This window comes from Rhodococcus sp. MALMAid1271, from assembly GCF_049195265.1.
Taxonomy (GTDB): Bacteria; Actinomycetota; Actinomycetes; order Mycobacteriales; family Mycobacteriaceae; genus Rhodococcoides.
The window spans coordinates 27,303-53,799 of sequence record NZ_JBMIRQ010000059.1 but is presented as its reverse complement, the minus strand read 5'-3'; the positions used below and the strand labels follow the sequence as shown (position 1 = coordinate 53,799).

General features: G+C 61.8%; 25 protein-coding genes, 1 tRNA gene and 1 pseudogene. 11 read left to right on the top strand and 16 right to left on the bottom strand.

Annotated elements, in window-relative coordinates:
* Positions 1-4: 4 nt before the first annotated feature.
* From ACOQFP_RS07955 to ACOQFP_RS07935, 5 genes are read right to left on the bottom strand one after another with little or no spacing between them, the layout of a single operon-like run.
* Entirely contained in the window at positions 5-841 is an 837-nt protein-coding gene (locus ACOQFP_RS07955; protein ID WP_421583971.1) for a glycosyltransferase family 2 protein, read from the bottom strand.
* Positions 838-1,305 carry a GtrA family protein gene (locus tag ACOQFP_RS07950; protein ID WP_206491189.1) on the bottom strand — a complete coding sequence of 156 codons (468 nt, stop codon included), beginning with the start codon at positions 1,303-1,305 and terminating at the stop codon, positions 838-840. Before ACOQFP_RS07950 ends, ACOQFP_RS07955 begins: the two co-directional genes overlap by 4 nt.
* The gene (locus tag ACOQFP_RS07945; RefSeq protein WP_421583970.1) at positions 1,302-2,243 is read right to left on the bottom strand and encodes an NAD-dependent epimerase/dehydratase family protein; all 942 of its coding nucleotides are present in this window, start codon (positions 2,241-2,243) and stop codon (positions 1,302-1,304) included. Before ACOQFP_RS07945 ends, ACOQFP_RS07950 begins: the two co-directional genes overlap by 4 nt.
* Positions 2,240-3,271, bottom strand: a complete 1,032-nt coding sequence (locus ACOQFP_RS07940) for a glycosyltransferase (RefSeq protein WP_421583987.1) — start codon at positions 3,269-3,271, stop codon at positions 2,240-2,242. Before ACOQFP_RS07940 ends, ACOQFP_RS07945 begins: the two co-directional genes overlap by 4 nt.
* A gap of 14 nt (positions 3,272-3,285) precedes the next feature.
* Positions 3,286-5,538 carry a hypothetical protein gene (locus tag ACOQFP_RS07935; RefSeq protein ID WP_421583969.1) on the bottom strand — a complete coding sequence of 751 codons (2,253 nt, stop codon included), beginning with the start codon at positions 5,536-5,538 and terminating at the stop codon, positions 3,286-3,288.
* A 205-nt stretch (positions 5,539-5,743) separates the two neighbouring features.
* Here ACOQFP_RS07935 and ACOQFP_RS07930 point away from each other — a divergent pair, with 205 nt between their 5' ends.
* A complete protein-coding gene (locus tag ACOQFP_RS07930) occupies positions 5,744-7,636 on the top strand; it encodes a glycosyltransferase (protein WP_421583968.1) in 1,893 nt (630 codons plus the stop codon).
* Here ACOQFP_RS07930 and ACOQFP_RS07925 read toward each other — a convergent pair whose 3' ends face one another.
* The 5 genes from ACOQFP_RS07925 to ACOQFP_RS07905 form a co-directional block, all read right to left on the bottom strand.
* The gene (locus tag ACOQFP_RS07925; RefSeq protein ID WP_341244815.1) at positions 7,637-8,500 is read right to left on the bottom strand and encodes a TylF/MycF/NovP-related O-methyltransferase; all 864 of its coding nucleotides are present in this window, start codon (positions 8,498-8,500) and stop codon (positions 7,637-7,639) included.
* A gap of 39 nt (positions 8,501-8,539) precedes the next feature.
* The gene (locus tag ACOQFP_RS07920) at positions 8,540-9,451 is read right to left on the bottom strand and encodes a glycosyltransferase (RefSeq protein WP_421583967.1); all 912 of its coding nucleotides are present in this window, start codon (positions 9,449-9,451) and stop codon (positions 8,540-8,542) included.
* Positions 9,435-10,235: an ABC transporter ATP-binding protein gene (locus ACOQFP_RS07915; protein ID WP_421583986.1), complete on the bottom strand. Its 801-nt coding sequence runs from the start codon at positions 10,233-10,235 to the stop codon at positions 9,435-9,437. Before ACOQFP_RS07915 ends, ACOQFP_RS07920 begins: the two co-directional genes overlap by 17 nt.
* A gap of 16 nt (positions 10,236-10,251) precedes the next feature.
* Positions 10,252-11,088 carry an ABC transporter permease gene (locus tag ACOQFP_RS07910; protein ID WP_206491183.1) on the bottom strand — a complete coding sequence of 279 codons (837 nt, stop codon included), beginning with the start codon at positions 11,086-11,088 and terminating at the stop codon, positions 10,252-10,254.
* Between the two features lie 107 nt (positions 11,089-11,195).
* On the bottom strand, positions 11,196-11,777 hold the full coding sequence (locus ACOQFP_RS07905) for a bacterial proteasome activator family protein (RefSeq protein WP_421583966.1): 582 nt from the start codon (positions 11,775-11,777) through the stop codon (positions 11,196-11,198).
* Positions 11,778-11,954: 177 nt separating this feature from the next.
* Here ACOQFP_RS07905 and ACOQFP_RS07900 point away from each other — a divergent pair, with 177 nt between their 5' ends.
* Positions 11,955-13,160 carry a cysteine desulfurase-like protein gene (locus ACOQFP_RS07900; protein WP_206491181.1) on the top strand — a complete coding sequence of 402 codons (1,206 nt, stop codon included), beginning with the start codon at positions 11,955-11,957 and terminating at the stop codon, positions 13,158-13,160.
* Positions 13,161-13,185: 25 nt separating this feature from the next.
* On the opposite strand, the gene ACOQFP_RS07895 is transcribed toward ACOQFP_RS07900, so the two are convergent.
* Positions 13,186-14,175, bottom strand: a complete 990-nt coding sequence (locus ACOQFP_RS07895) for an NAD(P)H-quinone oxidoreductase (RefSeq protein ID WP_421583965.1) — start codon at positions 14,173-14,175, stop codon at positions 13,186-13,188.
* A 112-nt stretch (positions 14,176-14,287) separates the two neighbouring features.
* Positions 14,288-15,322 (bottom strand): L-glyceraldehyde 3-phosphate reductase, encoded by a 1,035-nt coding sequence (gene mgrA, locus ACOQFP_RS07890; RefSeq protein ID WP_206491179.1) that lies wholly within the window; start codon positions 15,320-15,322, stop codon positions 14,288-14,290.
* A gap of 77 nt (positions 15,323-15,399) precedes the next feature.
* On the opposite strand from mgrA, the gene ACOQFP_RS07885 reads away from it, so the two are divergent.
* The 3 genes from ACOQFP_RS07885 to ACOQFP_RS07875 all read left to right on the top strand — a co-directional run bounded on the left by ACOQFP_RS07885 (position 15,400) and on the right by ACOQFP_RS07875 (position 16,468).
* Positions 15,400-15,912 carry a MarR family winged helix-turn-helix transcriptional regulator gene (locus ACOQFP_RS07885; RefSeq protein WP_421583964.1) on the top strand — a complete coding sequence of 171 codons (513 nt, stop codon included), beginning with the start codon at positions 15,400-15,402 and terminating at the stop codon, positions 15,910-15,912.
* Between the two features lie 45 nt (positions 15,913-15,957).
* Positions 15,958-16,047: transfer RNA gene (locus tag ACOQFP_RS07880), tRNA-Ser, on the top strand.
* Between the two features lie 226 nt (positions 16,048-16,273).
* Positions 16,274-16,468: a hypothetical protein gene (locus tag ACOQFP_RS07875; protein WP_421583963.1), complete on the top strand. Its 195-nt coding sequence runs from the start codon at positions 16,274-16,276 to the stop codon at positions 16,466-16,468.
* Between the two features lie 273 nt (positions 16,469-16,741).
* Here ACOQFP_RS07875 and ACOQFP_RS07870 read toward each other — a convergent pair.
* Positions 16,742-17,974, bottom strand: a pseudogene (locus ACOQFP_RS07870) (recombinase family protein); the annotation flags it as partial.
* Positions 17,971-18,462, bottom strand: coding sequence for an ImmA/IrrE family metallo-endopeptidase (locus ACOQFP_RS07865; protein WP_421583985.1), 492 nt, complete (start codon positions 18,460-18,462; stop codon positions 17,971-17,973). The pseudogene ACOQFP_RS07870 and the gene ACOQFP_RS07865, both read right to left, overlap by 4 nt.
* Positions 18,463-20,218: 1,756 nt before the next feature.
* Here ACOQFP_RS07865 and ACOQFP_RS07860 point away from each other — a divergent pair.
* Positions 20,219-20,779 carry a uridine kinase family protein gene (locus tag ACOQFP_RS07860; RefSeq protein WP_421583962.1) on the top strand — a complete coding sequence of 187 codons (561 nt, stop codon included), beginning with the start codon at positions 20,219-20,221 and terminating at the stop codon, positions 20,777-20,779.
* A 90-nt stretch (positions 20,780-20,869) separates the two neighbouring features.
* Here the strand turns inward: ACOQFP_RS07860 and ACOQFP_RS07855 are convergent, their stop codons facing one another.
* Positions 20,870-21,244: a putative immunity protein gene (locus tag ACOQFP_RS07855; protein WP_421583984.1), complete on the bottom strand. Its 375-nt coding sequence runs from the start codon at positions 21,242-21,244 to the stop codon at positions 20,870-20,872.
* Positions 21,245-21,472: 228 nt separating this feature from the next.
* On the opposite strand from ACOQFP_RS07855, the gene ACOQFP_RS07850 reads away from it, so the two are divergent.
* The 5 genes from ACOQFP_RS07850 (at position 21,473) to ACOQFP_RS07830 (ending at position 25,296) form a co-directional block, all read left to right on the top strand.
* Positions 21,473-22,192, top strand: a complete 720-nt coding sequence (locus ACOQFP_RS07850) for a hypothetical protein (protein ID WP_421583961.1) — start codon at positions 21,473-21,475, stop codon at positions 22,190-22,192.
* 9 nt (positions 22,193-22,201) lie between these two features.
* A complete protein-coding gene (locus ACOQFP_RS07845; protein WP_421583960.1) occupies positions 22,202-22,897 on the top strand; it encodes a hypothetical protein in 696 nt (231 codons plus the stop codon).
* Between the two features lie 1,034 nt (positions 22,898-23,931).
* Positions 23,932-24,201: a hypothetical protein gene (locus ACOQFP_RS07840; RefSeq protein WP_421583959.1), complete on the top strand. Its 270-nt coding sequence runs from the start codon at positions 23,932-23,934 to the stop codon at positions 24,199-24,201.
* Between the two features lie 175 nt (positions 24,202-24,376).
* Positions 24,377-24,598 (top strand): hypothetical protein, encoded by a 222-nt coding sequence (locus tag ACOQFP_RS07835; protein WP_421583958.1) that lies wholly within the window; start codon positions 24,377-24,379, stop codon positions 24,596-24,598.
* Between the two features lie 401 nt (positions 24,599-24,999).
* Positions 25,000-25,296, top strand: a complete 297-nt coding sequence (locus ACOQFP_RS07830) for a hypothetical protein (protein ID WP_421583957.1) — start codon at positions 25,000-25,002, stop codon at positions 25,294-25,296.
* Here ACOQFP_RS07830 and ACOQFP_RS07825 read toward each other — a convergent pair.
* Positions 25,270-25,743 (bottom strand): MarR family winged helix-turn-helix transcriptional regulator, encoded by a 474-nt coding sequence (locus ACOQFP_RS07825; protein WP_206491174.1) that lies wholly within the window; start codon positions 25,741-25,743, stop codon positions 25,270-25,272. The genes ACOQFP_RS07830 and ACOQFP_RS07825 overlap by 27 nt on opposite strands.
* Positions 25,744-26,497: the final 754 nt, after the last annotated feature.

Here is a 26,497-nt window from a genome sequence, read left to right as displayed (position 1 = left end):
GACGCTAGCTATTGCGCGACATCCGATGTCGCAGTAGCAAGTACACCGCTCGACGCATGAACGAGGTCATCAGCGCCTTGGCGTTACCGATGCGAACATCGTTGTCGGACAGCAACGTGGGGTCGCCGGCCTGCAGTGAGCGGTGGAAGTCCGCCGCTTGCCGCGCCTGCTGCGTCGCCAGTTCCACGCTCCACTGGCCGGAGTTGATGCGGAACGACGCCAGTGGTCGCGGAATTGCCACGATGTCGCCGCGGAGCGCGACCGCGATGAAGGTGGCCTGATCGATCAGGTAGGGATGGCTGTTGTCCCACAGGCCGACCTCGCGCAGTTCTGCGAGCTTCATCATGACCCCGCCGGGTTCGCCGAAGATGTTGGCACCGGCCCGAACTGCTGTTCGGGCGGCGACTCTGCCCGAGACCGTCCCCTTCAGTCCGCCGAGTCCGCGGGCGGCAATGACGGTCTTTCCGTAGGCGTCGATCAGCGTCCGCTGCGAGGCGACCAGAACGGCGGTCGGGTTGTCGTCGAAGGCCTGCACCTGGGTAGCGAGCGCGGTGGGCGCGATGGTGTCGTCGCCGCACACGAGTTTGATCAGCTCTCCCGTGGCTTCGCCGGTCACGCGGTTCCAGTTGGCCTGCGCCCCGCCTCCGGCCGGAGTGGTCAGGAGACGAATTCGTGGGTCCTCGAACTTCTGCGCGACGGCGAGGGTTCCGTCGGTCGACGAATGATCGGCGATGACCAGTTCGAAGTCCGTGAACGTCTGGGCGAGAATCGAATCGATGGTCTCGGCCAGATACTCGGCATTGTTGTACGCCGGGACGACGACGGAAACACGGGGCGTCATGATGTGGGGGCCTGGCTCTTTCTGCGGAACGAGAAGTCGCGGTAGCCGAAGAAGCTGACGACTGCCATCACTGCTGTGACGACCAATTGTGAAGGGATGGGCGGAAAGTGGAGGATGGACACGGCGACGGTCATCAGGGAGATGTTCGCGAGGAACGCGCCGAAGTTGACCACGAAGAATCGCAGCAGATCACGCAGGAAGTGACCCCGTACGCGGAACACCAGGTATCGATACATCGCGAACGCGCACAGTACGTTGCAGAGATAGCCGAGCACGATGGCAGCGTGGTAGCCGAATTGCTCGCCGATCAGCAACTGCCACAGGATGAACCATGCGGTGCCCAGGGCGGTGTTGACGCCGCCGACGAGCAGAAATGCGATCTTCTGGTTCTTGATGATGCGCATCAGCGGCCCGGGCGCACCGCTCATTCCCGCAGGGGGAGCGGGAGTCTGTGGTTCGGTCATCGACCCACCGCCAGCGCTTGACGCGTCGCGAACAGGGTCGACGCGATGCCGGCGGGGAGCGTGCGATGGGTTCGGCGATCGATATGTGGCCACACGGTCGAGTGCAACCGAAGATCTCGACCTTGCAAGGCCGCGAGCGGTGACGCTGCAAGTACCACGTTCGGCCGTCGCCGAAAGACGGTCCGGCACGCTCCGAGGATGGAACCGATCGTGACGGCCCCACCGGAGGCGAAGATCTTGATCGTTGGTGAGAGTCGTTGCGTGGCCGCCATGGCAAGGGTGTCGGCGACCATCTCGGCCGCGTCGGACACGTAGAGGTAGTCGCGCAACGTGTCCATCGGCACGTAGATGGACACGGGCGAGGCCATGAGGTAGCCACGGCACAGGTGCGAGATGAGGCCTTGGGGTTTCGCGAGGTTCTGACCCGGCCCGTACAGGTTTGCGAAGCGGCCGATGACCACGTTGATCCCGGTGCGCTCCCCGAATTCGCTGGAGATGGACTCCGCCTCCAGTTTTGCAATGCCGTAGTCGCCCAACGGCATCGGCTGTGTTCCTTCGTGATGCGGAGCCCCGGGCGCCCCGGCGTAAACGCCGCCGGCCGAGGACGCGAGGAAGAGAGTTCCGTTGTCGGCGCGTCCGGGGGTGAGGGCCTCGACGCGTGCGAGTACGGTGCGAATCAGGTCGTTCTCCTGCGCGAATTGTGCTGCGCTGGTTCCGTTCACGCCTGCGCCTGCGGCCCAGATCACGTTCCACACGCCGTCCTCGAACGAGTCGAAGAAGGCCGTGCAGTGCTGTAGCAGGGCCTCTTCGGCCAAGGCGTTGTCCGACCAGGGGATCGTGCTGGTGTGCACGCGATGCCCGCGCCGTTGCACTTCCCGGGTCGCCGCCGCGCCGAGTAGCCCACCGCTGCCGACGATCCAGGTGTGCACCCTCGTCACGGCGATGACGAGGTGTCGGTAGGCGCTGCGGGCTCGGTGCGTCCGAGCGGGCCGTTTCCGGGATCGGTGACGATCAGATACGGAGGCTTGCCCATGGCAGTCTTGACGTTGACTCCCACGTATTCGGCCACCACGCCGAGTGAGAACAGGGTGGCTCCGAAACCGAACAGCAGGATGACCATCGTCGACGCCCAGCCCTGCACCTCGGAACCTGGATCGAACGCCAGGTACGACACCAGCACGTAGGCGACCAGAATCAGGCCGAGCAACGCGAACGCGATGCCGATGAAGCTGACCAGCCGCAGTCCCTTGGTGCCGGACGAGAGCACCATCCGCCAGAAATGCGAGAGCAGCGTCCGCAATCGATAACCCGATCGGCGGTCCATCTCCTCGCGCAACGCGACAGGGCTCGTTGTGACGTCGCCTGCGATCCACCCGAGGGCGATGTCCAGATAGGCCTCGGAACCGGCGTACGCGGCGACGGATCGACCCACTTCACCGAGTACCAGGCGATAGCTCTGATAGTCGACGGTGTTGTCGCCTGCCATGGCCTTGGCGATCAGCCATTTCGCACCCCGCGAGGCCGCGTTGCGCCACATCCCGTGTGGAGCCACGTTCGTCGGCTTGGCGTAGACGACGGTGGACTGTTGGTCGAGAGCGGTATCGAGCATGCCGCCGATGGCGGCCGGATCGTGTTGACCGTCCTCGTCCATCGTGACGATCCACTCGCCGCCGCTCGAGGCCATGCCTGCGAGCGTGGCGGGATGCTGTCCGAAGTTGCGGCTGAGCCACACGCCGCGAACGAAGGTATGCGCCGCTGTCAGCTGCCGAATCACAGCAGCGGAGTCGTCCGGCCCGTGATCGAACACGAGCAGAACCTCTTCGACGACCATCGGACGCCCGACGGGAGTGTGCGTCACCCGAGTCAGCGGAATGATCTCGTCGATCAGTGCGCCGAGCGTCCGTTCACCCTGGTAGACCGGCACCACGATGGAGATGCGGTGCGGTTCAGCAGCAGAGTCGGACATCACGAGGTCTGAGCCTAACTGCTCTCGGCGTCACCATCGAACTGCGGCGCGGCTGGGCTTCTGCGTCGCCGCACATCGAGCACCACCAGGCCGATCAGCACGATCACCCCGCCTGCCATGGCGGCCAGGCCGATTCGTTCGCCCGGAGGCCGGAACGTGATCTGCAGATCGGCATTCTCGGTGCCGGGCGGCAGGTCGACGTACAGGAAGATGTCGGCCAGGCCCTTCGTCTGCAGCTCTTCACCGTTGAGTGTCGCGGTGTAGCCGGGCCAGGCCAGCCGCGAGAAGACCACACTGCCACCGTTCGGTGAGCTGACCTCGACGTGCTCCGAGTCTGCGTCGGACGTACGGGGCACCGCTGTGGCATCGACGGTCGCGGCGACGCGTCCCGCGGATGCGGGGATCAACCCGTCGACGCGTTCGAGAACGTAGACCTGGCGAGCGGACTCGGGCGTGGGAGCGGTCACCCACTTCCAGCCGGCAGGTGCGGGCCGGGAGTTCGCGAGCGGGTACTGATTCTTCTGCAGCACGATGCGGTCGAGTTGCATCAGATCGGCGTAGGTCCTGCCGGTGTAGGGCTCGATCTCGAACACGCGCTCGAAGGCATCGCTGCAGGTCGACCCTTCGTGCTCGAAGCACAGCAGGTTGGCGAAATCGAGATAGCCGACGGGGGTGTAGGCGTTGACGTAGTCCAGGCCCATGACCTTGGCGAAGTTGCCGTAGACCTGGGAGTGCCAGGGAAGCTGCGGGTCCTCGGGTCCGTCCGCCTCGGTCTCGGTCAGTGTCCGGCTGCCGAGTTGCAGGGTTGCGCCCTGCCACTGGGGGAATTGGGCTCTGGCCTCGGATTGGGACGTGGGCAGCCACCATTTGTCGAACGGTGGTTGGTAAGTGGCCACCTGGTACATCGCGACCGGAGCGATGGTCACGAGCAGCAGTGCTGCGGTGGCCCGAGTCGAGAATCGGTGCGCCAGCAGCAATGCGAGTGCGCCGACGAGCAGGATCGCCAGGGCTGCCAGAACGTGGCGGCCGAAGAATTCCGGTCCGGAGGAGCTTGCACGCAGCAGCAACACCAGCGTCAGCAAGCCTGCTGCGAGTAGCCGGGGGCGCAGTTTGTCGACGGTGCCGTATCGGCTGATCAGCGTGACCACGAGGATCAGTGCGCAGATGGCGACGAACGGCAGAATGCGAGCCGGCCAGCGGATGGGTCCGATGTCGCTGGGGCCCGCGGTGAAGATCAGCGCGAACGCCAGGACGATCAGTGGTGCCGACAGCTCACGCAGGCCCGGGGGTACCCGTCGCCACGCGATGAACGCGAGTGCGGGAACGAGGAACCACGCGATGTAGGTGACCGGCGATTCGGTGGTCTCACCCGCCCAGGATTCGATGCTCGTCACAGCCGTCGGGATGCTCGCGGTGAGCGATTCCGACCAGGGCGCGGTCAGGAAGTTGTCGTTGAACGTGCCTTCGTCGCCGCTGCGCCAGGTGACTGCGGACGTGAGCACTCCGGGCAGGAAGGTGAGGGCCCCACACGCCGCGGCGGCAATGCCCACCGCACAGACCTTCAGCGCTGGACGCCAGAGACGCTGGAACAGGCGTTCGCCGATCGCGACGGATCCGATCATCACGGCGGCCATCACGGCGGCGTGGACGTACCCGACGCTGATAGCGAGGTAGAGGAATACGAACGGGATGATCGGGCCGCCGCGGCCGCGGGCGTAGGACACCGAGCTGGCCCACGCGTTCATGATCCACGCGGTTCCCATCAGTGCGGTCACCCACGAGGTGTTCTCGAAGAACAGGGTGAACCCGACGAACGGTGCGCTCGCGCCTGCCACGGCAGCCCAGTTGGCACGTGCGCCGTAGGCGAGTGCTACGCGGTAGACGCCCAATCCCAACACGATCGAGAAGCCGAGCTTGACGGCGGTCGCGAGCAGCACCAGGTTGTCGATCGACGGCGAGATGTAGTTGATCGCCATCTGGACCGGGTTCCACAGCCCGCCCTGACCTTCGACCGGGTAGTTGCCGGCCATCCACTGATCGAGCACGAGGGAGGGGAAATGCCCATCGCGCAGGATGCGTCCGAGTTGGAGCCAGTTGGGGACGGCCCCTGACTCGGTGTCGTCGATGTAGAAGAACCGCGGATCGACTACGAGTATCAGCAGATACCCCAGGACGACGACGGCGGCGACAGCTGCTCCCCATACACGCCGTTCTCGTGTGCCGTCGGGCCGAGAAGCGCGCGTGATCTGCGTGTCTGTGGGGGGCAAGGTCAACTCCGTGAGTTCGGGCAACGACACCCGACTGTAGCTCTCGAGGTGCCGTGGAACCGAAACGCAGACGGTTCGCAGAGCGCGCGTCGAACCGATCGGTCGTGGGCTGTGCAACCATGGTCAGTGGTCTTGTTCTCGCTTCGGCCGCACTTGTTCGTCACTCGCACTGTCACTTCTGGAACTGGATGGGGAATTTCTCGGTATGGACGGCACTGCTCTCGATCGTCTCGGCTCGCCTTCGAATGTGTCGGCTTCTGCCGGCGGTGACGGCGAGTCCGAACTGACTGTGCAGAGACTTCTGTTCGACGGTCCGTCACCCCTGGTCAGCGCCGATATGTACAGCGCGGTCGGTAAGGGCAACGCCGAGCGCACTCGTACCGGTATTCGGATCGCCAAGCGCAGCGTCGTGCACACGAACAGCTATTTCGGACGGTTCCCGGCCAGTTACTGGCAGCGGTGGACGACGGTCACCGAGGTGGTCCTGCGGGCGAACGTCGCCGGGGCAGGCCGAGTGGATCTGGTGGCCACCGACTACAAGGGCCACGAGCGGACGATGGCGAGTATCACTGTCGATACGCCCGACGCTTCGACTCGCATCGCCGTTCCGGTGGCCACCACGCAGTTCCTGGACGGCGGTGCGCTGTTCGCCCGGTTCACCACGACGTCGAGTGAGCTGTCGGTGCAGGACGCGGAATGGACGGTCGCCGCGCCGGAGAAGCTGCGACCCACCTCGGTGGTGATCTGCACCTTCAATCGCGCCGACGACTGCGCCAATACCGTCGCCGCCATGGCCGACGACCCGATCGCGCTACTGGGCGTCGACAACGTGTACGTCGTCGATCAGGGCACCGATCAGGTCCAGACGCGCGAGAAGTTCCAGCGTGTGGCCACCGAGCTCGGCGACAAGCTCGTGTACATCACTCAGCCCAATCTCGGCGGCGCAGGCGGGTTCACTCGTGGCCTGTACGAGGTGCAGGGCAAGGGCGGCGATCCGGCCAACGTGATCTTCATGGACGACGACGTCCTGTGTGAGCCCGAGGCGATCGTGCGGATGAACTCGTTCGCCAACATGACCGTCGAGCCGGCGATCATCGGTGCGCAGATGCTGTACCTGCTGCATCCCGATCGCGTGCATGTCGGTGCCGAGGTGGCGAACCTGCAGAAGCTCGAGGCCGGAATCCACGTCAAGAATGCGGTGTCGGACAAGAGCGCGTTCAAGCGCAAGCGTCAGCAGGACGTCCGCGTCGATGCCGGGTACAACGGCTGGTGGTCCTGCCTCATCCCGTCAGAGATCGTCGGGCAGGTCGGCTACCCGCTGCCGCTGTTCTTCCAGTGGGACGATATCGAGTACGGATATCGTTCTCGTGCACATGGATTCGCCACGGTGACGTTGCCGGGTGCGGCCGTCTGGCACGCCGATTTCGCGTGGAAGGACTGGGACGAGTGGCACCGCTACTTCAACCTCCGCAACGGCATGATCACCGCGGCCTTGCACATCGACCTCGACGGTAGGGCACTGGCCAAGCAGCTGTTCACCGATCTGCTGCGCTACCTGGTGTCGATGCAGTACGGCATGGCGTACACGCTGATCAAGGCCATCGAGGACTTCCTGGCCGGCCCGGACAATCTGCTCGACGGCGGCATGGACGCTGCTGGATCCATTCGTCGCGAACGTGCTGCATACGGAGAAACGAAGCGGCACAACGCAAACGAGGTCCCCGGAGTGCGTCCGGCCGATATGTTCATCACTCCTGCAGGCCCGCATCCGAAGAAGAGCATGGAATTCGCGGTCTTGGCCAAGAGGGTGCTCAATCAGTGGCGCGGCTCGGTCGATCCCGGCCCCGTCGCCATCTCGGCCGATGACGCGCACTGGTGGCACGTCTCGCTGTTCGCCCACGCCATCGTCACCGATCGCTCGCAGGAGGGCGTTCGAGTTCGCAAGCGCAACAAGGCACATGCGGCCGAACTCCTCAAGCGCGGAGTGGTCGCGCTCAGGCGTCTGCGCAGCGAAACGCCTGCGGTTGCGGCCTCCTACCGGGCCGCCGCGCCGACGCTGACGAGCCGAGAGAACTGGGCTCGCCTGTACGGGCAGTGATTACTTCTTCCGAACTGTAGGTGCCTTCCGGATACGCACGACGACCTGCTCGTTGTCGGCGGTGTACCCCAGGTAGTCGAACTCGGTGCCGGTGCGTGCGACGAATTCCGTCCACGCCCGGTATTCGTGGTTGCGCCAGCCGGGAAAGTTGAAGTATTCGTCGAAGACGATCACGGTGCCCACTGCGAGTCGATCGGCCACCAGATCGAGCACGGTGACCGTCGAGGAGTACAGGTCGGCGTCCAGGTGCAAGAACGCCAACTTCTCGTGGTGGCCCTTCAGAAAGCCCGGCAAGGAATCCTCGAACAGGCCGGGGACGATCTGCGCGCCCGGGACCTCGGGGATGTTGTCCTGCTCGAACAATCCCTTCGGGAAACCGGTCCGCCACGTTTCGGGTAGACCGGAGAAGACGTCGAATCCGGCGACGACGGTGATGTCTTTGCGTGAGGCCAGTTCGTCGGCGATGATCTCGAGCGTCGTGCCGCTGGCGACGCCGAATTCGAGGGCCATGCCGCGGATGGAGACCTCGCCGAGCGCGAAGCGCAGCGTCGCGTGGGGCCGCAGGAAGGTGGGAGCCTGCGGCATCATCTCTTCGGCGAACTCGGCGCTCTGCGCGGCTGCTTCGACATCGGACGCGTAGGGGATATCGCGACGCATCCGCATCTCGAGGCCGCGGATGAACGCGTGCAGATCGTCGATCTCACGGCGTTGACGCTCGAGGAGGTCGAGCAGTTTCGCCTGCTGGTCGCCGGTCTGCTCGGCCAATTGTGCCGTCTGTTGCTCCAGAACCTCGCCGATGATTCGTTGAAGTTTCTCCCGAGCCGAAATCTTGATGCGATCCGCGAGCTTCCGAGGTTCCGTCATGGGCACACGGTAGCGGTTTCGAACGCGTTCGCAAACACGTCAGGGTCTGCGGAAGTGTTCTCGACGCCCCAGCCCGCGCAGCCGGAACCACTCCGCCAGTCCCTTCGGATTGCGGGTGGTGATCAGGAAGAACCAGGTGAAGCGAATCCACTCCTGCGGCAACAGTTTTCGCATTCCCGGCTGCGACATCAGGTACCCGCGGTTGCGGTAGGTGAAGTAGCGCTTGGTCGCGTCCTCGGGGTACTGCGTATGCATCCGGCCACCGAGGATCGGCTTGAACTCCTCGGCCCCGTTGGGATGGACGTAGGCGGCAGTGAGGCACGTGCCGAATCTCAGGCCCGAGCGCTGCAACCGGCGATGGACTTCCACCTCGTCGCCGCGCACGAACAGGCGCAGATCGGGTACGCCGACGGCATCGATCGTCGACGCCTTGAACAGGGCACCGTTGAACAGTGATGCGATGCCTTCCAAGAGGTCGTCCTCGGGGTTCGCCGGGTCGATCAGCTCGGATCGCAGCCGACGCCATTCGACGCCGCGGCGCAGCGGGAACGCCAACCGATCCGGATCGTCGATATCGCAGACGACGGGTGAGACCTCGTCGAGTCCGTGGGCGAGGGCGCAGTCGTACAGCGTTTCGAGCACCTTCGGACCCTCGGGGCGGCCGTCGTCGTCGGCGAGAAATACCCAATCCGCGCCGAGTGAGAGCGCGTACAGAATCCCGAGCGCGAACCCGCCTGCGCCGCCGAGATTGTGCTGGGAGCCGAGATACGTCGTCGGCAGGTCGATCGATTCCACCAGTGCGTGTACGGCCGGCTCGTCGGCGTTGTCGACGACGACGAGATGGTCGAGCGGACGTGATTGGGCACCGATCACGTCCAGTGACAGAGCCAACAATTCCCGACGCTTGTGCGTGACGATGACCCCGATGATCCGGTCAGTCACCGGCTGCATCCTCGCGCTCGATCTCCTTCAAGATCTGTGCGACGTGGTCTCCCGCGTCGTCGCCTTCGTAGGATCGAACCACGTCTTCGATGCCGCCTTGCTGGCGTATCTGGCCGTGATCGATCCACATCGCGGTATCGCACAGCTGAGCCAGGAACTCGTTGGAGTGGCTGGCGAACACCAGGATGCCCGAGCGCTTGACCAACTCCTGCAGCCGATGACGTGCCTTCTTCATGAATTCCGCGTCGACGGCCCCGATGCCCTCGTCGAGCAGCAGGATTTCCGGGTCGATGCTGGTGACGACGCCCATCGCGACGCGCACGCGCATACCCGTCGAGTAGGTGCGCAGCGGCATGTCGAGGTACTCGCCCAGCTCGGTGAAATCGGCGATCTCGTCCATCTTCGCGAGCATCTGCTTGCGGGTCTGGCCCAGGAACAGGCCGCGGATGATGATGTTCTCGTAGCCGGAGATCTCGGGATCCATGCCGACGCCCAGGTCGAACACCGGCGCGACGCGGCCGCGAATGCTCGCGCTACCCCGAGTCGGCTCGTAGATACCCGAGAGCAGACGCAGCAGCGTCGACTTACCGGCCCCGTTGTGTCCCACCAGTCCGACGCGATCGCCGTCCTTCAGGTTCATCGTGATGTTCTTCAGGGCTTCGACGACGACGACATCGGAGGCGTTGCGGTCGATGGATCCACCGGCCTTGCCGAGGAAGGCCTTCTTCAACGAGCGCGTCTTGGCGTCGAAGATGGGGAAGTCGACGCACGCGTCATGGGTGCTGATGCTGATGGACAACTACTGACCCCTAAACCCAGTAGGGCACGCGGGCCCGGTACTTCTTGAGAGCGAAAATGGCCAGCGCCCACCCGACGACGGTGAAAGCGAGCACGATGTACCAGTGGTACGCCTGTTGATCCTCGCCGATCAGAGGGGCTCGGATGATGTCCAGGTAGTGGAAGAGCGGGTTGATCTCGACCAGCTTGGCGCGGTTGGCGGCCTCACCGCCCATTTGCTGCAGGCCCGTGGTGGTCCACACGATCGGCGTCATGAAGAACATCAGCGTGACGAAGCTGCCCAGGATCGGGGCGATGTCGCGGTAGCGGGTGGCGACGATGCCGAACAGGATCGACACCCACACCGCGTTGAGCAGAATCAACACCAGCGCCGGGATGGCGAAGATCACGGTCCAATGCAGACCGCCGGGCGGCCAGAAGATCGCGATGATGATGACGTAGATCAGCATGTTGTGGCCGAGCAGCAGCAGTTGACGCCACACCAGGCGGTAGACGTGGACGCTCAGCGCACTGGGAAGCTGTTTGATCAGGCCTTCGTTGGCGACGAAGACGTCTCCGCCTTCGAGGATGGCCGCGCTGATGAGGTTCCAGATGATCAGGCCGACGGTCACGTGCGGGAGGAACTCGCGCAGGTCGATGTTGAGCAACACCGAATACAGCAGGCCCATCGCGATGGCCTGGACGCCGGTGGCGATGGTGATCCAGAACGGACCGATCACCGATCGTCGGTAGCGCTGCTTGATGTCCTGCCAGCCGAGATGCAGCCACAGCTCGCGCTGAGCGAAACCGGTTCTCAAGTCACCGAACGCTCGACGGTAGGTCTGCGAGTCCGAAACCGGTGCAGGCATCTGTTCACCTGCCTCGCTCTCGTGGTCCTTCGCTGGTGCCGACACGACGGTCGACACTACCTGGCTCCGGCCTCCGTGCTCGTCTCACCGGCGTCGCTGGTGCCCGATCACAAATACTGGCCGGTGCCGCTGCCGCCGCTCCCGACGCCGGGTGCGCCCATCACGCCCGGAGGCAATGCGCCCTGTCGCATCTGCTCGAGCTGGGCTCGGGCGGCCATCTGCTGCGCGAACAACGCAGTCTGGATGCCGTGGAACAGGCCCTCGAGCCACCCGACGAGCTGTGCCTGCGCGATACGCAGTTCCGCATCGGTGGGGACGACGTCGTCGCCGAAGGGCAGCACCAGACGTTCGAGCTCGTCGCGCAGTTCGGGTGCGAGGCCCTGTTCGAGCTCGTGAATGGAGGACTTGTGGATGTCTTTCAGACGCGTCCGGCTGGCGTCGTCGAGCGGTGCGGCTCGCACTTCCTCGAGAAGTTGCTTGATCATCGTGCCGATGCGCATCACCTTCGCGGGCTGTTCCACCATCTCCGACAGGCCCGATCCACCGTCGGATTCCTCGTTCTCGGACGATCCGGCGGCGCGGGCGGCAGCGGCGGTCGCTTCCTCGCGACTGAGGGCGAGCGGCTCTCCGTTGGGGCCGATCACAACGACATGGTCTCCGGGGGCACTGTTCGGCTCGGATTGGGTCATGTATTCATCTTTACGCGTTCCTCGTCGTTGCGCGATCTTCCGGGGCGATTATCCTGGGTCGGTCGTCGGGAACAGATGAGGTCGGGGGAGGATCGAGCGTGCGAGGTGGGCAACGGTTCCCTGGCGAAACGGGACGTGGAACACGCGCTCGACCGGTCGGCGCTTAGAGTGTCCGGCATGGGTTACGACGTCGCGCGAGTGAGAGGTTCCATCCCCTCGCTCGGTGACGGGTGGATTCATCTCGACCCTCAACTGGGAATGCTGATTCCCGATCGGGTGTCGACGGCCGTGTCGACGGCCTTCCGGCACAGTGCGACCAACCATTCGGCGGGCAACACCTCGGCCAAGCGCAGTGCAGCCCTGTTGGAATCTGCCCGCGTCGCGATCTCCGATCTGGTGGGTGCGTATCCGTCAGGGGTCGTCATCGGTCCGGATCGCGCGACGCTGTTGTCCTGGCTGGCGGAGTCGTTGAGTTCACGGCTCGGGTTGGGAACCGGGCTGGTGCTCTCGCGTCTGGACGAGGAAGCGAACGTGGCACCGTGGCTGCGGGTTGCCAGTAGGACGGGCGCGCACGTGCGCTGGGCCGAGGTCGAAATCGACACCTGCGAGCTGCCGACGTGGCAGTTCGAGGACCTGATCTCCTCCACCACGCGCCTGGTCGCCGTCACCGCGGCGTCGCCGATCGTGGGCAGCGCGCCCGATGTTCGGGTCGCGGCGGACCTGGTGCACGAGGTCGGCGGACTGGTCGTGGTCGACGCGGCCGGGGCTGCCCCCTATGCCCACGTCGACATCAAGGAACTCGGGGCCGACGTCGTCGCGATCGACACAGCTGCGTGGGGTGGCCCGTCTGTGGGCGCGCTGATCTTCCGCGACCCGACGCTGATCGAACAACTTCCGTCGATGTCGCTCAATCCGTCGGCCAAGGGGCCTGCGCGGCTCGAGGTCAGCAGTCACCAATATGCGCTACTGGCCGGTGTCGTGGCTTCCATCGACTACCTGGCCAATCTCGACGATGCGGCGACCGGTACCCGCCGTGAACGCCTCGAGCTGTCGATCGGATCGTTGCAGTACTACCACGACGGGCTCTTCGACTACCTGATGAACGCTCTCGATTCGCTCGATCACGTCATGGTGCTGGGCAATGCGCCCACCCGTGTCCCCACCGTGAGCTTCACGGTGGAGGGCGTGCCTGCGGTGAAGGTGTCCGAGCAGCTCGCTCAGGCCCGCATCGGTAGCGTCAGCGGAGTACAGGGCAGCAGCCGCCTGCTCGATGCACTGGGCGTCAACGACGAGGGTGGTGCCGTCTCCATCGGTCTGGCTCCGTACACCACCCGCTACGAGATAGATCAGCTCGTCAAGGCGCTCAACGCGCTCGCTCTCTAGCGGAGCGCACGACCTACGACCGGCGCTACTGAACTCGCAGGATCACTTTGCCGATGGTGTCGGCCTCGTCGAGCATTCGGTGTCCTCGTGCCGCGTCGGTGATCGGAATCTCGGCGTGTACGACGGCCGTGACGCGGCCCTCCGAGATCATCGGCCACAGATTCGCCGTCATGTCCGCGACGATGTTCGCCTTGCTCGACGGCCCGGTTTCGGGGCGTCCGCGCAACCCCGCCGCGTGCACCGAGCCACGCTTGGCGAGCAGCTTGCCGAAGTTCAGCTCGCCCTTCACCCCGCCCTGCATGCCGATGGTGACGACCGTGCCATCCATCGCCAGGGCGTCGATGTTTCGGTCGAGGTACTTTGCGCCCATGTTGTCCAGGATCAGGTCGGCACCGTGATCGTCTGTGTGAGAACGGATCTCGGCGACGAAGTCCTGATTCTTGTAGTCGATCATGATGTCGGCACCGAGGTCTGCGCACATGTCCAGTTTGTACTTCGAGCCGGCCGTCACTGCGACGGTGACGCCCATCTGCTTGGCGAGTTGAATTGCGTGCGTTCCGATTCCGCTGCCGCCCCCGTGGATGAGCAATACCTGACCCGAGCGCATGTGTGCGTCCATCACCAGGTTGGACCACACCGTGGAGGCGACTTCCGGAAGTGCTGCGGCCACATGAAGATCGAGGCCTTTCGGGATGGGAAACAGCTGGGTGGCGGGCACGGCTACCTGCTCTGCGTAGCCGCCGCCTGCCAGCAGTGCACACACCCTGTCGCCGACGCTCCAACCGCTGACACCTTCTCCGAGTTCGGAGATGACGCCCGAGCATTCGAGGCCGAGGATATCGCTGGCCCCGGGCGGCGGTGGATACGATCCCTGTCGTTGCATCAGATCGGCCCGATTGACGGCGGCGGCCGAGACATCGACGATCACCTGCCCGCGGCCGGGACGGGGGTCGGGAACCTCGGTCCACTCCATGACGTCGGGATCGCCGAATTCTTTCAATGTGATGGCGTGCATCCATCCATGATGCGCCTCCGGCGCAGTGGTGCGTTTGAGTGCCCTCTGGGGCACTCGAGAGTGGAGCCTTCGCAACGACCCGAGGGCTCAGCCACTCCACTGCGAAGCGCCCCTACAGGTCCCAGAGGTTGATCCCGAAGTCCTCGGCGTGCTGGTCGATCTGCGTCAGTTCGTCCTCGGTGAAGTCCAGGTTGTCCAGCGCCGACACATTGTTCTCGAGCTGCTCGACGCTCGATGCGCCGATCAGTACCGACGTCACCCTCGGGTCGCGCAGCGCCCAGCTCAGCGCGAGCTGCGCGAGTGACTGACCGCGGGTGGCGGCGATGTCGTTCAAGGCACGTAGATGTCCGATGTGCTCGTCGGTGAGCCAGTCCGGGTTCAACGACTTACCCTGTGCTGCTCTCGAATTGGGCGGTACGCCGTCGAGGTACTTGTCGGTGAGCATGCCTTGAGCGAGCGGCGAGAACGCGATGACGCCTGCCCCCACCGCGTCGAGAGTATCGAGTAGCTCGGGCTCGATCCACCGATTGACCATCGAATAGCTGGGCTGGTGGATCAGCAGGGGAACGCCCGCGTCGGCCAACAGATCAGCCATCTTCTGCGTCCCCTCGGGCTTGTACGAGCTGATGCCGGCGTAGAGGGCTTTGCCTTGCTGCACTGCGCTGATCAGCGCTCCGGCGGTTTCTTCGACGGGGGTGTCGTGATCGGGGCGGTGGCTGTAGAAGATATCGACATGGTCCAGACGCATGCGCGTCAACGACTGATCCAGTGAGGACAGCAGGTATTTGCGAGAGCCACCAAAACCGTAGGGGCCGGGCCACATGTCCCATCCGGCTTTGCTCGAGATGATCAGTTCGTCGCGATATCCGGCGAAGTCCTCCGAGAAGATCCGTCCGAAGTTCTTCTCCGCGCTGCCGTACGGCGGGCCGTAGTTGTTGGCCAGATCGAAATGGGTGATGCCCAGATCGAAGGCGCGACGCAGGATCGCGCGCTGGTTCATCAGCGGTACGTCGTCGCCGAAGTTGTGCCACAGCCCCAGTGAGATCGCCGGTAGCTTCGGCCCGCGGGATCCCACTCGCCGGAAGGCCATGGCGTCGTATCTGTCGGATGCGGCAACGTAAGGCGGTTCGATGTTGGGATCTGTCATAACTCGACCCTATGTCTGTGGCTTGAATCGAACGTTCAACCAACGCAAGCTACTCGTGAGTAGATTTCTTGCCTAGGATGACGCGGGTGACAGCTGACTCAGCCATTGGTTCCGGGGGGGACCCGCAGTGGCTCGATACTGCGGAAATGCGAGCATGGCGCGCCTACGTAGACGGCGGGCAACGATTGATGGGGGTACTGAACAAGGATCTGCAGGACGGACACGGCCTGTCGATGGCCGAATATCGCATTCTGGTGATGTTGTCCGAATCGATAGACGGCTCCCTCAGGATGAGCGAGTTGGCCGACGGCGTCCTGTCCTCGAGAAGCCGCCTGACGCATCAGATCCGACGCATGGAAGTCCAGGACATGGTCTCCCGCAGCACCTGCGTCGACGACGGTAGAGGGGTGCTTGCGGTCATCACCGAGGAAGGCCGTCGGCGATTGGCCGAGGCGGCACCCACGCACGTCCGCAGCGTCCGCCAACACCTCGTCGACTTGCTCGGTCCCCAGGAACTCGACGTGCTCGGCGACATCTTCGAGAAGGTCGATGCGGCGATGGACGCGTCCGGTACCGCCACGCGACGATAAGGGGCGATTGGGACTCCGGCGCTCGGGCCGTTTAAGATCGCACACGGAAGCGTGGCAGAGCGGCCCAATGCACTCGCCTTGAAAGCGAGAGACGTGTAAAAGCGTCCGGGGGTTCAAATCCCTCCGCTTCCGCCAACTGTTCGTTGGTCGAACCCGGTCCACCCACAAGGGTGGGCCGGTTTTGTTTGCCCCGGTCGAAGCTCAGTAGCGTCGCAAGTTCGCTTGCCTCAACCTCTTTCACGAGTGCCAGGGCTGCTCGGTTCGACATTCCGTCTGTTCCCGTCAGTTCGAGCTCGCGCACTTGGTCCTGGATGACGCGTGGCACTCGGCTCTTCCGCTTGTCTAAGAACACCGTGGACAGGTGCGCCACGAGGTGCGCGAACGGCTCCTGGATCTCACCGTCGCTGACGCTGCCATCGTCGTTGATGTAGAGCTTGTTGAAGAACCCCTGGTTGAGCATCCGGCGGATGGGTGGCTGTGTTTCCGCGTACACCCGGTGGCAGGTCTTGATCGCCTCGACCGCTCGGTCGAGCAGGATCTTCACCTCGGCTCGTGACTCGGTGCCCTCGGCAAGATCTCGTTCGGCGATGTTCAGGGCCCGCGTGAGCCGGTCCATCTCGCTCTTGAGCATGTCGAGCGGTACTGCTCCGGCATAGTGCGCTTCGAGTAGTTTGGCGCGCTCTCGTTCGAGCTGGGCTTTGTTTCTGGCGGCTGCCGCAACTGCATCGGCAGCTTCGCGCGTGGCCGTGTCGAGTTCGTCGAGGACGATCGCGCGAATCTTCTCGGCAGTCGAGCCCTTGATCTGCATGTGTTTGTAGAACTCTTCGATGCCCGCTTCGATTGCAGGCAGTTTGACGAATCCACGCGGGCACGGATTCTTCTTGTCCTTCCGTCCCATGCAGAAGAAGTACTCGTACAAGTTTCCGCTCTTGCCGCGATTTTTCGAGTAGACCATCCGTGTCCCGCAGTGGCTGCACCAGATCGTCCCGCGAAGGTACGAATTGTGTGTCCGATCCTTCTCGCCTGCGGTGTTATGAGCATGCATGACGTCCTGGACTTGTAGCCAGGTATCCATATCAACCAGCGCTTCGTGAGTTCCCTGGTGATAGACGCCCTTGTAGGCCACGATGCCGACGTAATACGGATTGATCAGCAGACGATGAAGCGAGCTGATCGACACGGGGCGGCTCGGCACTTTCGGTGTCGCGCGGGTGCGGAGTCCTCGGTCTTCGAGCGCATCGGCCAGATTGGCGAGACTGTATTCGCCTTTCGCATATTCGGTGAACGCCCAGCTCACATGCTTGGCTCGTTCGGGGTCGAGCTCGACCCACCGAATATCTGCGCTGCCTTCGAGTCGGCGCTTGTTGAGGTACCCGACCGGCGCACGTCCGGGAGTGCCTCCGGCTGCGAGCTTCGACTTCAGTCCCTTGATCACTTCTGTCGCGAGGTTGTTCGAGTAGTAGCTCGCCATGCCGCGCTGGATCTGAAGGTTGAGTTTGCCTTGCGGTGTGTCATCGATGTACTCGCTGACCGATACCAGCGCTGCCCTGGTCGCCTCCAAGCCGGAATCGACGTAGTAGTCGGCTTTCGGGCTTCGGCTGAGCCTGTCGAGCTTGTGGACGATGACGTGCGTGACACCGAGATCGTTCAGTTCGGTGAACATACGTTGAAATTCGGGTCGATTGACGGTCGTCGCGGATCGACCGAGTTCGGCATACTCGGCGACGACGGTGAGGTTCAGCTCCTCAGCCTTTCGGCGGCAGGCATCGCGTTGAAACGGAATCGAGTAGCCTTCCGCGCCGCCGCCGACGCGTGCCTGCTCCTCGGTACTGACGCGGACGTAGATGACGGCTCGGCCACGTGCTTGGCGCTCGGTGCGGACTGCAGGCGCGACGATCTGCGCTTCCTGGGTCGGGGCGTTCCCGGCGCGGAGTTCATCGAGGATCGACTTCCGAGCACCGGCGTATCGACTGGCGCTGCGATTCCGCCGGACAGTTTCTGGTGGTGCATCGGCGTCGTCGGCAGTTCCGAATGGTGAGTTGGGTGTGCTGCGGCGGCTCATGCGGCTACTCCTGGAAGTGCAGTACTGGGCGGATCTGGGAGGAAGTGACCCGGCAGGGTATCGGGTGCGGGCGTTACTGGGAAGGTGTCGGCGTAGTCCAGAACGGACGGTTCGTCGAGATCAGTCGGAAGCCCAAGTGCGGTCATCCGGCGGCGCCTGGCGTTGACGGAGATGTGGAAGGCCATGGCGAGCGATTCGGGTGTTCGCAGACCGTCACCCCATAGGTGGTAGACGGCGTGTCGACTCATGAGCAGGTTCGTGGCGAAGTGGTCGCAGACGGCTTCGATCTCGGGTGGCGTCAGCCGTTTGTACACAGTGGTGTGCGCGGCACCGTTGTCGATGATGTGCTTGAGTTCGTGCGCCAGCGTGAAGCGTTGTCGTGAGGTGGTCTCGCTGGGATTGAGCCAGATGACCCACCTACCCTGCTCGTAGCGCGATACGCCAGATGGGCACTCGGTGGTCGACGTGCCTGGGCATGGTCGACGCAGGATACAGTGTCTGCCTCATTAACCTGAGCCAGAACCGAAGTGCGGGAGGCGTCATCCCGACGTTCTTCAAGAGGTTCCGCATCGATATCGACCAGCCGTTTATAGTCCGGACATACCCCGGAGTCGCGCCGGTTCCCGGTCCGGAACCGCTGAACAACTGAGATGGGGCGGCAATGATAGAGTACTGTGACCGCACAGTCGTGAAGTCGGACTATCACCAGTTCACAATTGGTCCGAGCTCGCTTCGAGAGCTGAATTTCAGCGAATACCCTGAGTTTAATCTGGGTGTATTTACTGGAGAGACCGTCGTTGTCTATGCAGGCTGTCGTGTAGGACCGGTCAACGTCGAGCTGGAAGTACACGACACCCAACCACCAGACAATGCGATGGACTGGGAAGACGTCGCCGAGGGAGACATGTACTACGATTCCCCGGAGGGCGCGGCGCTATGGCACTGGAGCCTGGATCAAGCCCTTCCTCAGGACAGCGATCGGAAGCTAACCCCGGGAGGAGCGCATCGGTACCGTGTAAGGATTTGCGCTCGCGGGCGCGCTCTTGAATACGACGGGCCAGTATTGGGCGAACCAGTCGAGGACTACTTAGTTCAGCTCTGGCCAACGTCGTCGCCGTCGCCAGCGCACCAATCGAAGAACGAGTCCGGTGTGTAAGGGCTAGTTTGCGCAAGTGAATCATCTGGACCTGGAACATCCGTGCGTGGGTTCCAGGTCCAGATGCATTTATACGTCTGCGATCCCGCCGCTTGACATCGTCGCAGATCCGAATGTTTTTGGTGAGAACAGAATTCGACGTTGACATCGGGAGGTCTTGTACGGCCAACACGCGGCCATTCCTCAACTCCGCGCGGCGTTTGTTCGTAGCTCATGACGCTCCTTCAGATGACCCGAACGCGATATGCGGAATCGACCGGCATGTGTTGGTTACGTACAGGGGCGTTCTGACCGCCTAGCCAGTAATCGACGCCTGCCCTTGAGAGGTTGAACGCGCTTTATGAACCTGCCGTCAAATGAAATAAACTTTGAATACGGACATGCGTTAGATCGTGCTTGTTAGTCCGGCTCAATGCTATTTGTGTTTACAAGGGCCGTGGCGGCTCATATCTAGCTCTATCCACTCCTGTCACTTAAGTGCATTACGCCTACGGTATTACAAGATCGACGATGGATCGAAAACCGGACGTAAGGTATATTCAATACATGGAACTATACTTTTCTGACTATTTCAAGTTGATGATCAGATTGTCGCGGACTACGGTGCGTTCAATATCAGTGTAGTGTCCGATCTGCCGCTGTTCATCGATCCATTCCTTCTCTTCAATAGTGATAAGGCCGAGTATCAGGACCTACACGACAACGCAGGCGTCCGCATATCTGCGTGGCGCATCACCCTCTCGTTGGCGGAGAGACCGTTGCTCGCGCCTTTGATGCTGGTCGTGACACCGTCTCGACCGAACTGGACGCAATGGAGCTAAGCGAGCGGCAGGGCTCAGCCGCTTAACCTTGCAGCTCAGACCACTTGCTCAACATCCGACGCGTTTCCTTGGACAGGTTTGAATGCCATGCACTTGCCTCCGCCAAGTGAAAATCATTTTCAAATAACAGAGGTGCGTCGAGTTTGAACTTTTTAAGTCCAACTCGGCGCACTTTTGTTATCCAGAGGTCAGAGGGGTTCAAATCTCGCTTGATCTTTTTCGAGATTCTGACATCTTCGCTCTCGCCAATTTTGATATCATAGAACTGTGCACGTCGAAGACGTAGCTATGCGTATATCGCAGCAAAACCTTGAAAGACAGCCGATCCTCATCGGTATTGAAGGCTTTGGTGGTTCTGGCAAGTCGACGACATCCCTCAAATTAGCAGAACTTCTGCGCGACGCGGCAGTTGTTCGTGTCGATGACTTCATCATAAAAGAATACCTATCGACTGGCGATTGGGACCTTCTGGTGTTCGACAGGAAACGACTTGAGTCGGAAGTGCTTGCCCCTGCGTCTAGGTCGCTTGCAGTGACCTACCAAAAACTACTCTGGGATGCGAACACACTCAGCGAACCCGTATCGATTGGTATCCCAAACTACCTGATCATTGAAGGTATAGCCTGCTATCATCCTTCTATTGCGCATTACTATGACTACAAGATTTGGGTAGACACACCGATCGATATAGCTAACAAGCGCGGCCGCGCACGAGATGCTGGCAATGAGAATGAAAAGTACTGGGATTTGTGGTCCAAGAATGATCTCGCGTATAAAGCGAAGTATCGGCCCGAGGTTGTGGCTGATTTTGTAGTCAACAACTTTTAATACTCGGGTCGTAGTCTGTCGTCGAGATTGCTGTAATCTCACTGACGCGCCGTCTGATTTTAGCGCAAGCGAGTATAGTCGTTCTTCGCGCTATTCTCCTTTCGGAAACCCCAACTCTCTTAGGTCTTCACGCAATTGCTCCCATTGCCACTCGCGTTCACGTTGTTTTGCCGATGGATCATCGCTACTTCCAAGCATGACGGCCTTAGCTGCGTAATCTGCAGCGTGGGAGCAGTGATTCCACATATGTGCCACCGCACAAGCTTGTCCTGTAGCGCGTGCGGCTGCAATCGCTGCAGGTTCGACTGCGTCGCGAGCAGCGGCGTGCGCAGCAAACGCAGCCGTGCGGCACTCAACCATTGACAGTTCTCCACGAATCCACGCATGAAGGGATTCGAGAGCTAACCGGGGCCGTCGGTCATCGGGGTTAGCATCTTCAAAGAGTCCAGCGAACGTTCTGCGCACGATGCTGCCCACGTCGCTAAAGCATGATGGATCTCCGGTTTTGGGTTTGACTACTTTTCTTTCGCAATTTGTGCCATGTCGGTCCTTTGTCTTTGGTTTCGAGCATTGTTCTTGTTGGAATGTCTAGATTGGCCGCCAAGATCCTATTGTCGAATTTACTTACACCTTTAGCATATAATGCTCGCGGGTGCTGCGCAAACATAATCGACTATGAAATGAGGTGACCGTATGGCCAAACCAAAATATCAAATACCCGACGAAGAACACTTAGAACAACACCGCAAAGACAGCCAGCTGGCACAAGCGAAGCGCAGTTTCCGCACCATCGCCCGAGCAAACATCGCCATCGCTCGTGACATGCAGGAGTCGGGTGAGCTCGACCAGTTACCGCCGACGCCTGCACCCGCCGTTGATCCGACTGTCGAAGTAACGAGTCCTCCGTCTCGCGAAGACCAACGCATTGCACGCTCCACGATGCGGCAAGCCCCGCAATCTGGCGGATCAGGCATCTACGCCTTTGAGGGCGGCTATGCGTTTGCCCTGATCACCGATCATGGCTATGTCGCCTACCGCATCCCGGTGGAAGACGACCACATCCTCATGACACCAGGTAAAACTGACTACCTCTACGACAGCGCAGGTGTGCGTATCCCCGGATGTCGCATCACTCTCTCGTTGGCGGAGAGGCCGTTGCTCGCAGCCTTCGATACAGGTCGTGACACCGTCTCAGCCGAACTGGATGCAGTGGAGCGGAGCGACCGGCAAGGCTCAGCCGCTAACTCTGCAGCTCAGACCACTTGCTCAACATCCGACGCGTTTCCTTGGACGGGTTTGAATGCCATGCACTTACCTCCGCCACATGTCAGGGGCGGTTTTGATAAACCGCCCCTGACATCGACGCACTCGGCCAAACGCCAGCATGACACACACATGACACGCCCTCAGTGAGATCGCGCCATGGCGTTGCGGAAAGGCGTGGATAAAGTAGCGCTCCCTTGCGGCGACATCCGATACGAGGTGCGGGTACGTATGGCGAGGCCTGACGGCTCGAGACGACGGACCCGACGTCGATTCACAACCGCCGCGCTCGCGGGGGAGTACCTCGACAAACTTCAAGAGACTGCGTCGGCCGAGGCCGTGGCGGCTGCCGCCGACGAGGCCGGGGTAGTAACGGTGTCCGAGGCAGTCGAGCGTTGGCTTGCGTCGCCGAGGATCAATCTGATCACGCTCGCGGCCTACACGGCGGCGCTCGCACCATTGGTCGACCGGTTCGCCGATCGTGACGTGCGGACGATCAGCGATCGAGAGGTGGAGCAGCTCGTGCAAGACCTGGTCGCCGGCACCGGGCTGGGCGGGCGAAAGTGGAAAAGAACTTCGATCAATCCGATGCTTGCGCGTACCAAAGCGGTCTGGAAGGACCTCGAACTGCGGAAGATACTGAGCGAGAATCTCATTCAATACGTGAAGCCTTTACGCAAAAGGATGACGTTGAAACGTACGAGGGTGCGCTGGACCTGTCCGACCGGCTCGATGAGAACGAATATGCACGACTTCTGGCGACTCACACCAAGGTGGATCTGCCACTGTTCGGCGGAGAGCGATCGGCCGAGTACATGGCTGTGGTCCACGCGCCCATGGTGCAGTTGGCGTTGATCGGGTTGCGGCGCGGTGAGCTAGCCGGACTACATTGGAGCGCAATTGATTTAGCTGCTGGACGGATAACAGTGGCCGAAAGGACCCGTGTTCGCATCAGTGGGCGAACCATCGATCAGAAGAACGGAAAGACCGCTCGTGCGCGGCGATCCTTGAAAGCTTTAAATAAGCCCGAACGCGTCGGGCGGTAGGTCATCCGCGCGGGACCACCATCTCACTGTGCTCAGGGCGTGTTGACGAAGTGGTCACTCGGCTGGGTTTTGGCCCACGATCCCGATTTCATTAACTTACGCGAAGTAACGAGTGTGGGAGGTCTGGTTCGTGGCTGCAGGGGCCGTGACCAACTTCTCGCTCGAGCACTCATCCGAGTGACGAAACGAAATTCGAGCCGAAGCTGGGTCAGATTTCACTCGATCTCGTTGCGCAGTCGCACGAAACGCCCGGTAACCGAGTTCAAGAACGAGACCCCGTGAAGACATCTCGCAAAGCTGGAATCGTCGGTGCAGCCTTGTCATCACTTGTGGCCGCGAGCTTGCTCGCCACACCGGCGATTGCCCTTGCCGCACCCGCGGAATCGCCAGCGGCATCCTCGTACTCCTCCGTCGACTGGAGTGGCGTCCACCTTCTTCAGAATGACAGCCATTCCGTGGCAGTCAGTGGCGGGACCTTTTCCCGCGTCGGTCAAGAGGTTGTCGTGACCAATAGCTCAGGGGCGATTGTGGATCGAGCGCCGGTGGCGCGAACGGTCGATGGCACCTTCGTGAACATCGAGTATTCGATCAGTCCGGACGGCAGTACTCTGAGCTGGCGTGATGCCGATGCAACTCCGCAAGCTCGCGGTTCCGTGCCGAATGCTTGCGCCATTGCAACAGGTCTTGGTGGTGCGATAGCGGGCGCTCCATGGACAGCCGCCGCCACGTTAGGAGCGGGTCCTGTCGGCTGGGTCATGGGTGCAGCGACCGCTGGCACATTCTGGTACGCAGGGACACAGTGCTGAAGCTCGTATTGGAGAGACAGTTATGAACAATGTGTCGGTGAGTGCCGAATCGGTACAGCGCAGTACCTTGATGTCGGTGTTCGTGTCGTCTGCTGCAGTTGTGGTGCTGGGTCTGGTGTCCTGGCTGATCTTTGACGTGGAAGTAACACGGATCATCAATGTCGTGTTTTCGGTGGCGGTCGGTGCAGCGATCGTCACGGGGTCACTACTCGTGACGCGTCGCTATCTCCATGGTGCAGTTCAGGTTGTGGGGTGCTTCGTGGCCGTGTCCGCGCTAGCCGTCGCTACATACTTGTTGCCCAACTGAGCGGCACGCTGCATCCATCCATACGTCCGACCTGGCCGAACCGCACTGGACAAGATAAGAACCCGCACCTGCCCACAGCAGGTGCGGGTTCTCTCGTCCACGGGGCGCCTTTTCTACATCGGCAACGACGCGTGGCAGCACTGACAGACCGTCGACACTGTGATAAGCAAGGGTAATGACCGACTTCCTTCGTTCCCTCGACATGCGGACCCGCGCATTCTTCGGTGGGCCCGGTCTCGGGGTGGTGTTCCTCGTCGTGCTCATTGCATTTGGTTTGCCGGTTGTCGGGCGCGGCATGGACCTGAGAGGCGAGTTGATCGCCGCGCTTGTCATCCTCGCGGCCGCGGTCATCTACGCGGTCGGTCGCGTTCGGCGCAGGCTCTCGACGGAAGAATGACACTGCATCGAGCTCATCGACTGCGCTTGCTCGATCCGCGCCACACCAGAACCCGCACCCACCCATCTGGCAGGTGCGATTTTTTCGCTCCGGTTCGAAACTGTAGCCGTCGCAGCATATTCCATCGCGCCCGTTGCTGAAAAGCTGCCCAACTACGATGTCGACCGACTCGTTGATCCACAATCTTGGAGAATCACTGTGGCCGTTTCCGGCTACGCGCCACCCGCATCGAAGAGTCGCCACCAATGGCCATGGATCACCGGGATCGCCCTGTCCAGTTTGCTCGTCGTCGGCTGCGCAGACCCCACGACTGCCGGCGACACCACGTCGGCCGCCGAGCGTGTTTCCTCGGCCACCGACACGGCGATCAGCGCCTCTCCGTCTGCAACTACGACTGATGCTTGCCGGTCGCACCGGTTGCGCCGGTGCCTGTACCCGCACCGGCAGTTGACAGCTCGCCCGATGCCCAGGCCGCCTTCGGCATGCTTGCGACCCTGCCGATCAAGGGACGAGCCCCGAAAACCGGCTACGACCGTGACCTGTTCGGCCAAGCCTGGACCGACGATGTCGACGACGAATTCGGGAAAATGGCTGTGACCAGCGAAACGATCTGCTTCGACGTGACCTCACCGCGATCACAACCAGTGGACGCGAACGTCGGTGGATTGTTGTCATCCGGCCTCGAGCTTGGCGGCTGATGCGCGCGTCGGTGCAGCGGCGACGAAGCGTTCTAGTCCTTCGACGAATGATTCGGCGAGCCCGGGAGGCCAATCATCGAACGTCGCTTTGATCACGTTCGCGAGTTCAGCGCGGATGCCGGCAACTACGGTGCGACCTTCGTCAGTCAACGTCAGTAGTGACACCCGGGCGTCCCGCTCATCTTGTGCACGCTGCACGAGCCCTGAGCTTTCCAGTTGTGCGGCATACCTACTGGCGACAGTGCGATCCACCCCGACGCGCTCGCTCAATGCGGCGGCACTGAGGGGTCCGTACCAAAATATCCCGCTCAACGTGGGGTAGCGAACAGCATCGACAACGTCCGAAAAGGGTGCCAGCGCGCGTTCGTAGAGGTGGGCGCGGGTGTCACGTTGGATCAACTTCACGAGCGCCAGCTCGGTGCGGGTTCCCAAATCGGACTCGTTCATCCATCAACCGTAGACCATTGCGTGCACTGCACACGCTTTTGTGTCACACTGAGCGGGAAGCGTGCACGGCGCACGCATCTCAGTCGGTGGAGGTTGAATGCAATGGCACTAAGGCCGGTATATCCCGAGGACGTGCTGCCCGACGGTTCGGAGTTCGCGGCGTTCAGCGGACGCAAGATAAGAATGGGGACAGTAGCTGCGTTTATAGCGAACGTTCAAGCGCTACGCGATTCGACTCCGGGAACGCAGCGACACACTGACCTTTGGTCGACAATCATTGATTTGGCACCGCAATTGTCTGCGGTCGGGCTATTCGAAGTCTTCTCGCCGCGCGACCCGCAGATCGCTGAGCTGGTCGAATCCCTTGCACTGGCAACGGATTCGGAGTCAGTGTCATGAGCGGTCCACAGAACATCGTTGCAGGTGGACCTACGGTGTTCGCCGAAAGGTTCGCTGACGTCGAATTTCGGGGTGCGTCCCCAGACTGATACGTGCGCGGCTGTTCTCGATCGCCACGTTTGGTGAGGAGCCCTGCCATGGATGCTTGCCGACTGCTATGGGCGGCTGGCTTGTTTACGCCATAACGAGAACACCAGTTGCCACAGTCCAGCAAACATGACCGCCGAAATCGCCAAAAGCCACCACGCCAGATCGGTTGTGGAATGCAACACAAATCCCAGTATCACGATCAACAAGAAGCAGATTCGCCAGGACCATTGGTTCAGACGGTCGTCATGGCGCGATCCACTACCAC

Excerpts from the sequence above, each read along its gene's own strand:
- ACOQFP_RS07885 (WP_421583964.1), top strand. The coding sequence starts at position 15,400 with ATGACGCGGGTGACAGCTGACTCAGCCATTGGTTCCGGGGGGGACCCG.
- ACOQFP_RS07905 (WP_421583966.1), bottom strand. The coding sequence starts at position 11,777 with ATGACCCAATCCGAGCCGAACAGTGCCCCCGGAGACCATGTCGTTGTG.
- ACOQFP_RS07925 (WP_341244815.1), bottom strand. The coding sequence starts at position 8,500 with ATGACGGAACCTCGGAAGCTCGCGGATCGCATCAAGATTTCGGCTCGG.
- ACOQFP_RS07910 (WP_206491183.1), bottom strand. The coding sequence starts at position 11,088 with ATGCCTGCACCGGTTTCGGACTCGCAGACCTACCGTCGAGCGTTCGGT.
- ACOQFP_RS07835 (WP_421583958.1), top strand. The coding sequence starts at position 24,377 with ATGACCGACTTCCTTCGTTCCCTCGACATGCGGACCCGCGCATTCTTC.
- ACOQFP_RS07845 (WP_421583960.1), top strand. The coding sequence starts at position 22,202 with ATGGCGTTGCGGAAAGGCGTGGATAAAGTAGCGCTCCCTTGCGGCGAC.
- ACOQFP_RS07950 (WP_206491189.1), bottom strand. The coding sequence starts at position 1,305 with ATGACCGAACCACAGACTCCCGCTCCCCCTGCGGGAATGAGCGGTGCG.
- ACOQFP_RS07930 (WP_421583968.1), top strand. The coding sequence starts at position 5,744 with ATGGACGGCACTGCTCTCGATCGTCTCGGCTCGCCTTCGAATGTGTCG.
- ACOQFP_RS07850 (WP_421583961.1), top strand. The coding sequence starts at position 21,473 with ATGGCCAAACCAAAATATCAAATACCCGACGAAGAACACTTAGAACAA.
- ACOQFP_RS07955 (WP_421583971.1), bottom strand. The coding sequence starts at position 841 with ATGACGCCCCGTGTTTCCGTCGTCGTCCCGGCGTACAACAATGCCGAG.
- ACOQFP_RS07895 (WP_421583965.1), bottom strand. The coding sequence starts at position 14,175 with ATGCACGCCATCACATTGAAAGAATTCGGCGATCCCGACGTCATGGAG.
- ACOQFP_RS07940 (WP_421583987.1), bottom strand. The coding sequence starts at position 3,271 with ATGTCCGACTCTGCTGCTGAACCGCACCGCATCTCCATCGTGGTGCCG.
- ACOQFP_RS07920 (WP_421583967.1), bottom strand. The coding sequence starts at position 9,451 with ATGCAGCCGGTGACTGACCGGATCATCGGGGTCATCGTCACGCACAAG.
- mgrA (WP_206491179.1), bottom strand. The coding sequence starts at position 15,322 with ATGACAGATCCCAACATCGAACCGCCTTACGTTGCCGCATCCGACAGA.
- ACOQFP_RS07900 (WP_206491181.1), top strand. The coding sequence starts at position 11,955 with ATGGGTTACGACGTCGCGCGAGTGAGAGGTTCCATCCCCTCGCTCGGT.
- ACOQFP_RS07825 (WP_206491174.1), bottom strand. The coding sequence starts at position 25,743 with ATGAACGAGTCCGATTTGGGAACCCGCACCGAGCTGGCGCTCGTGAAG.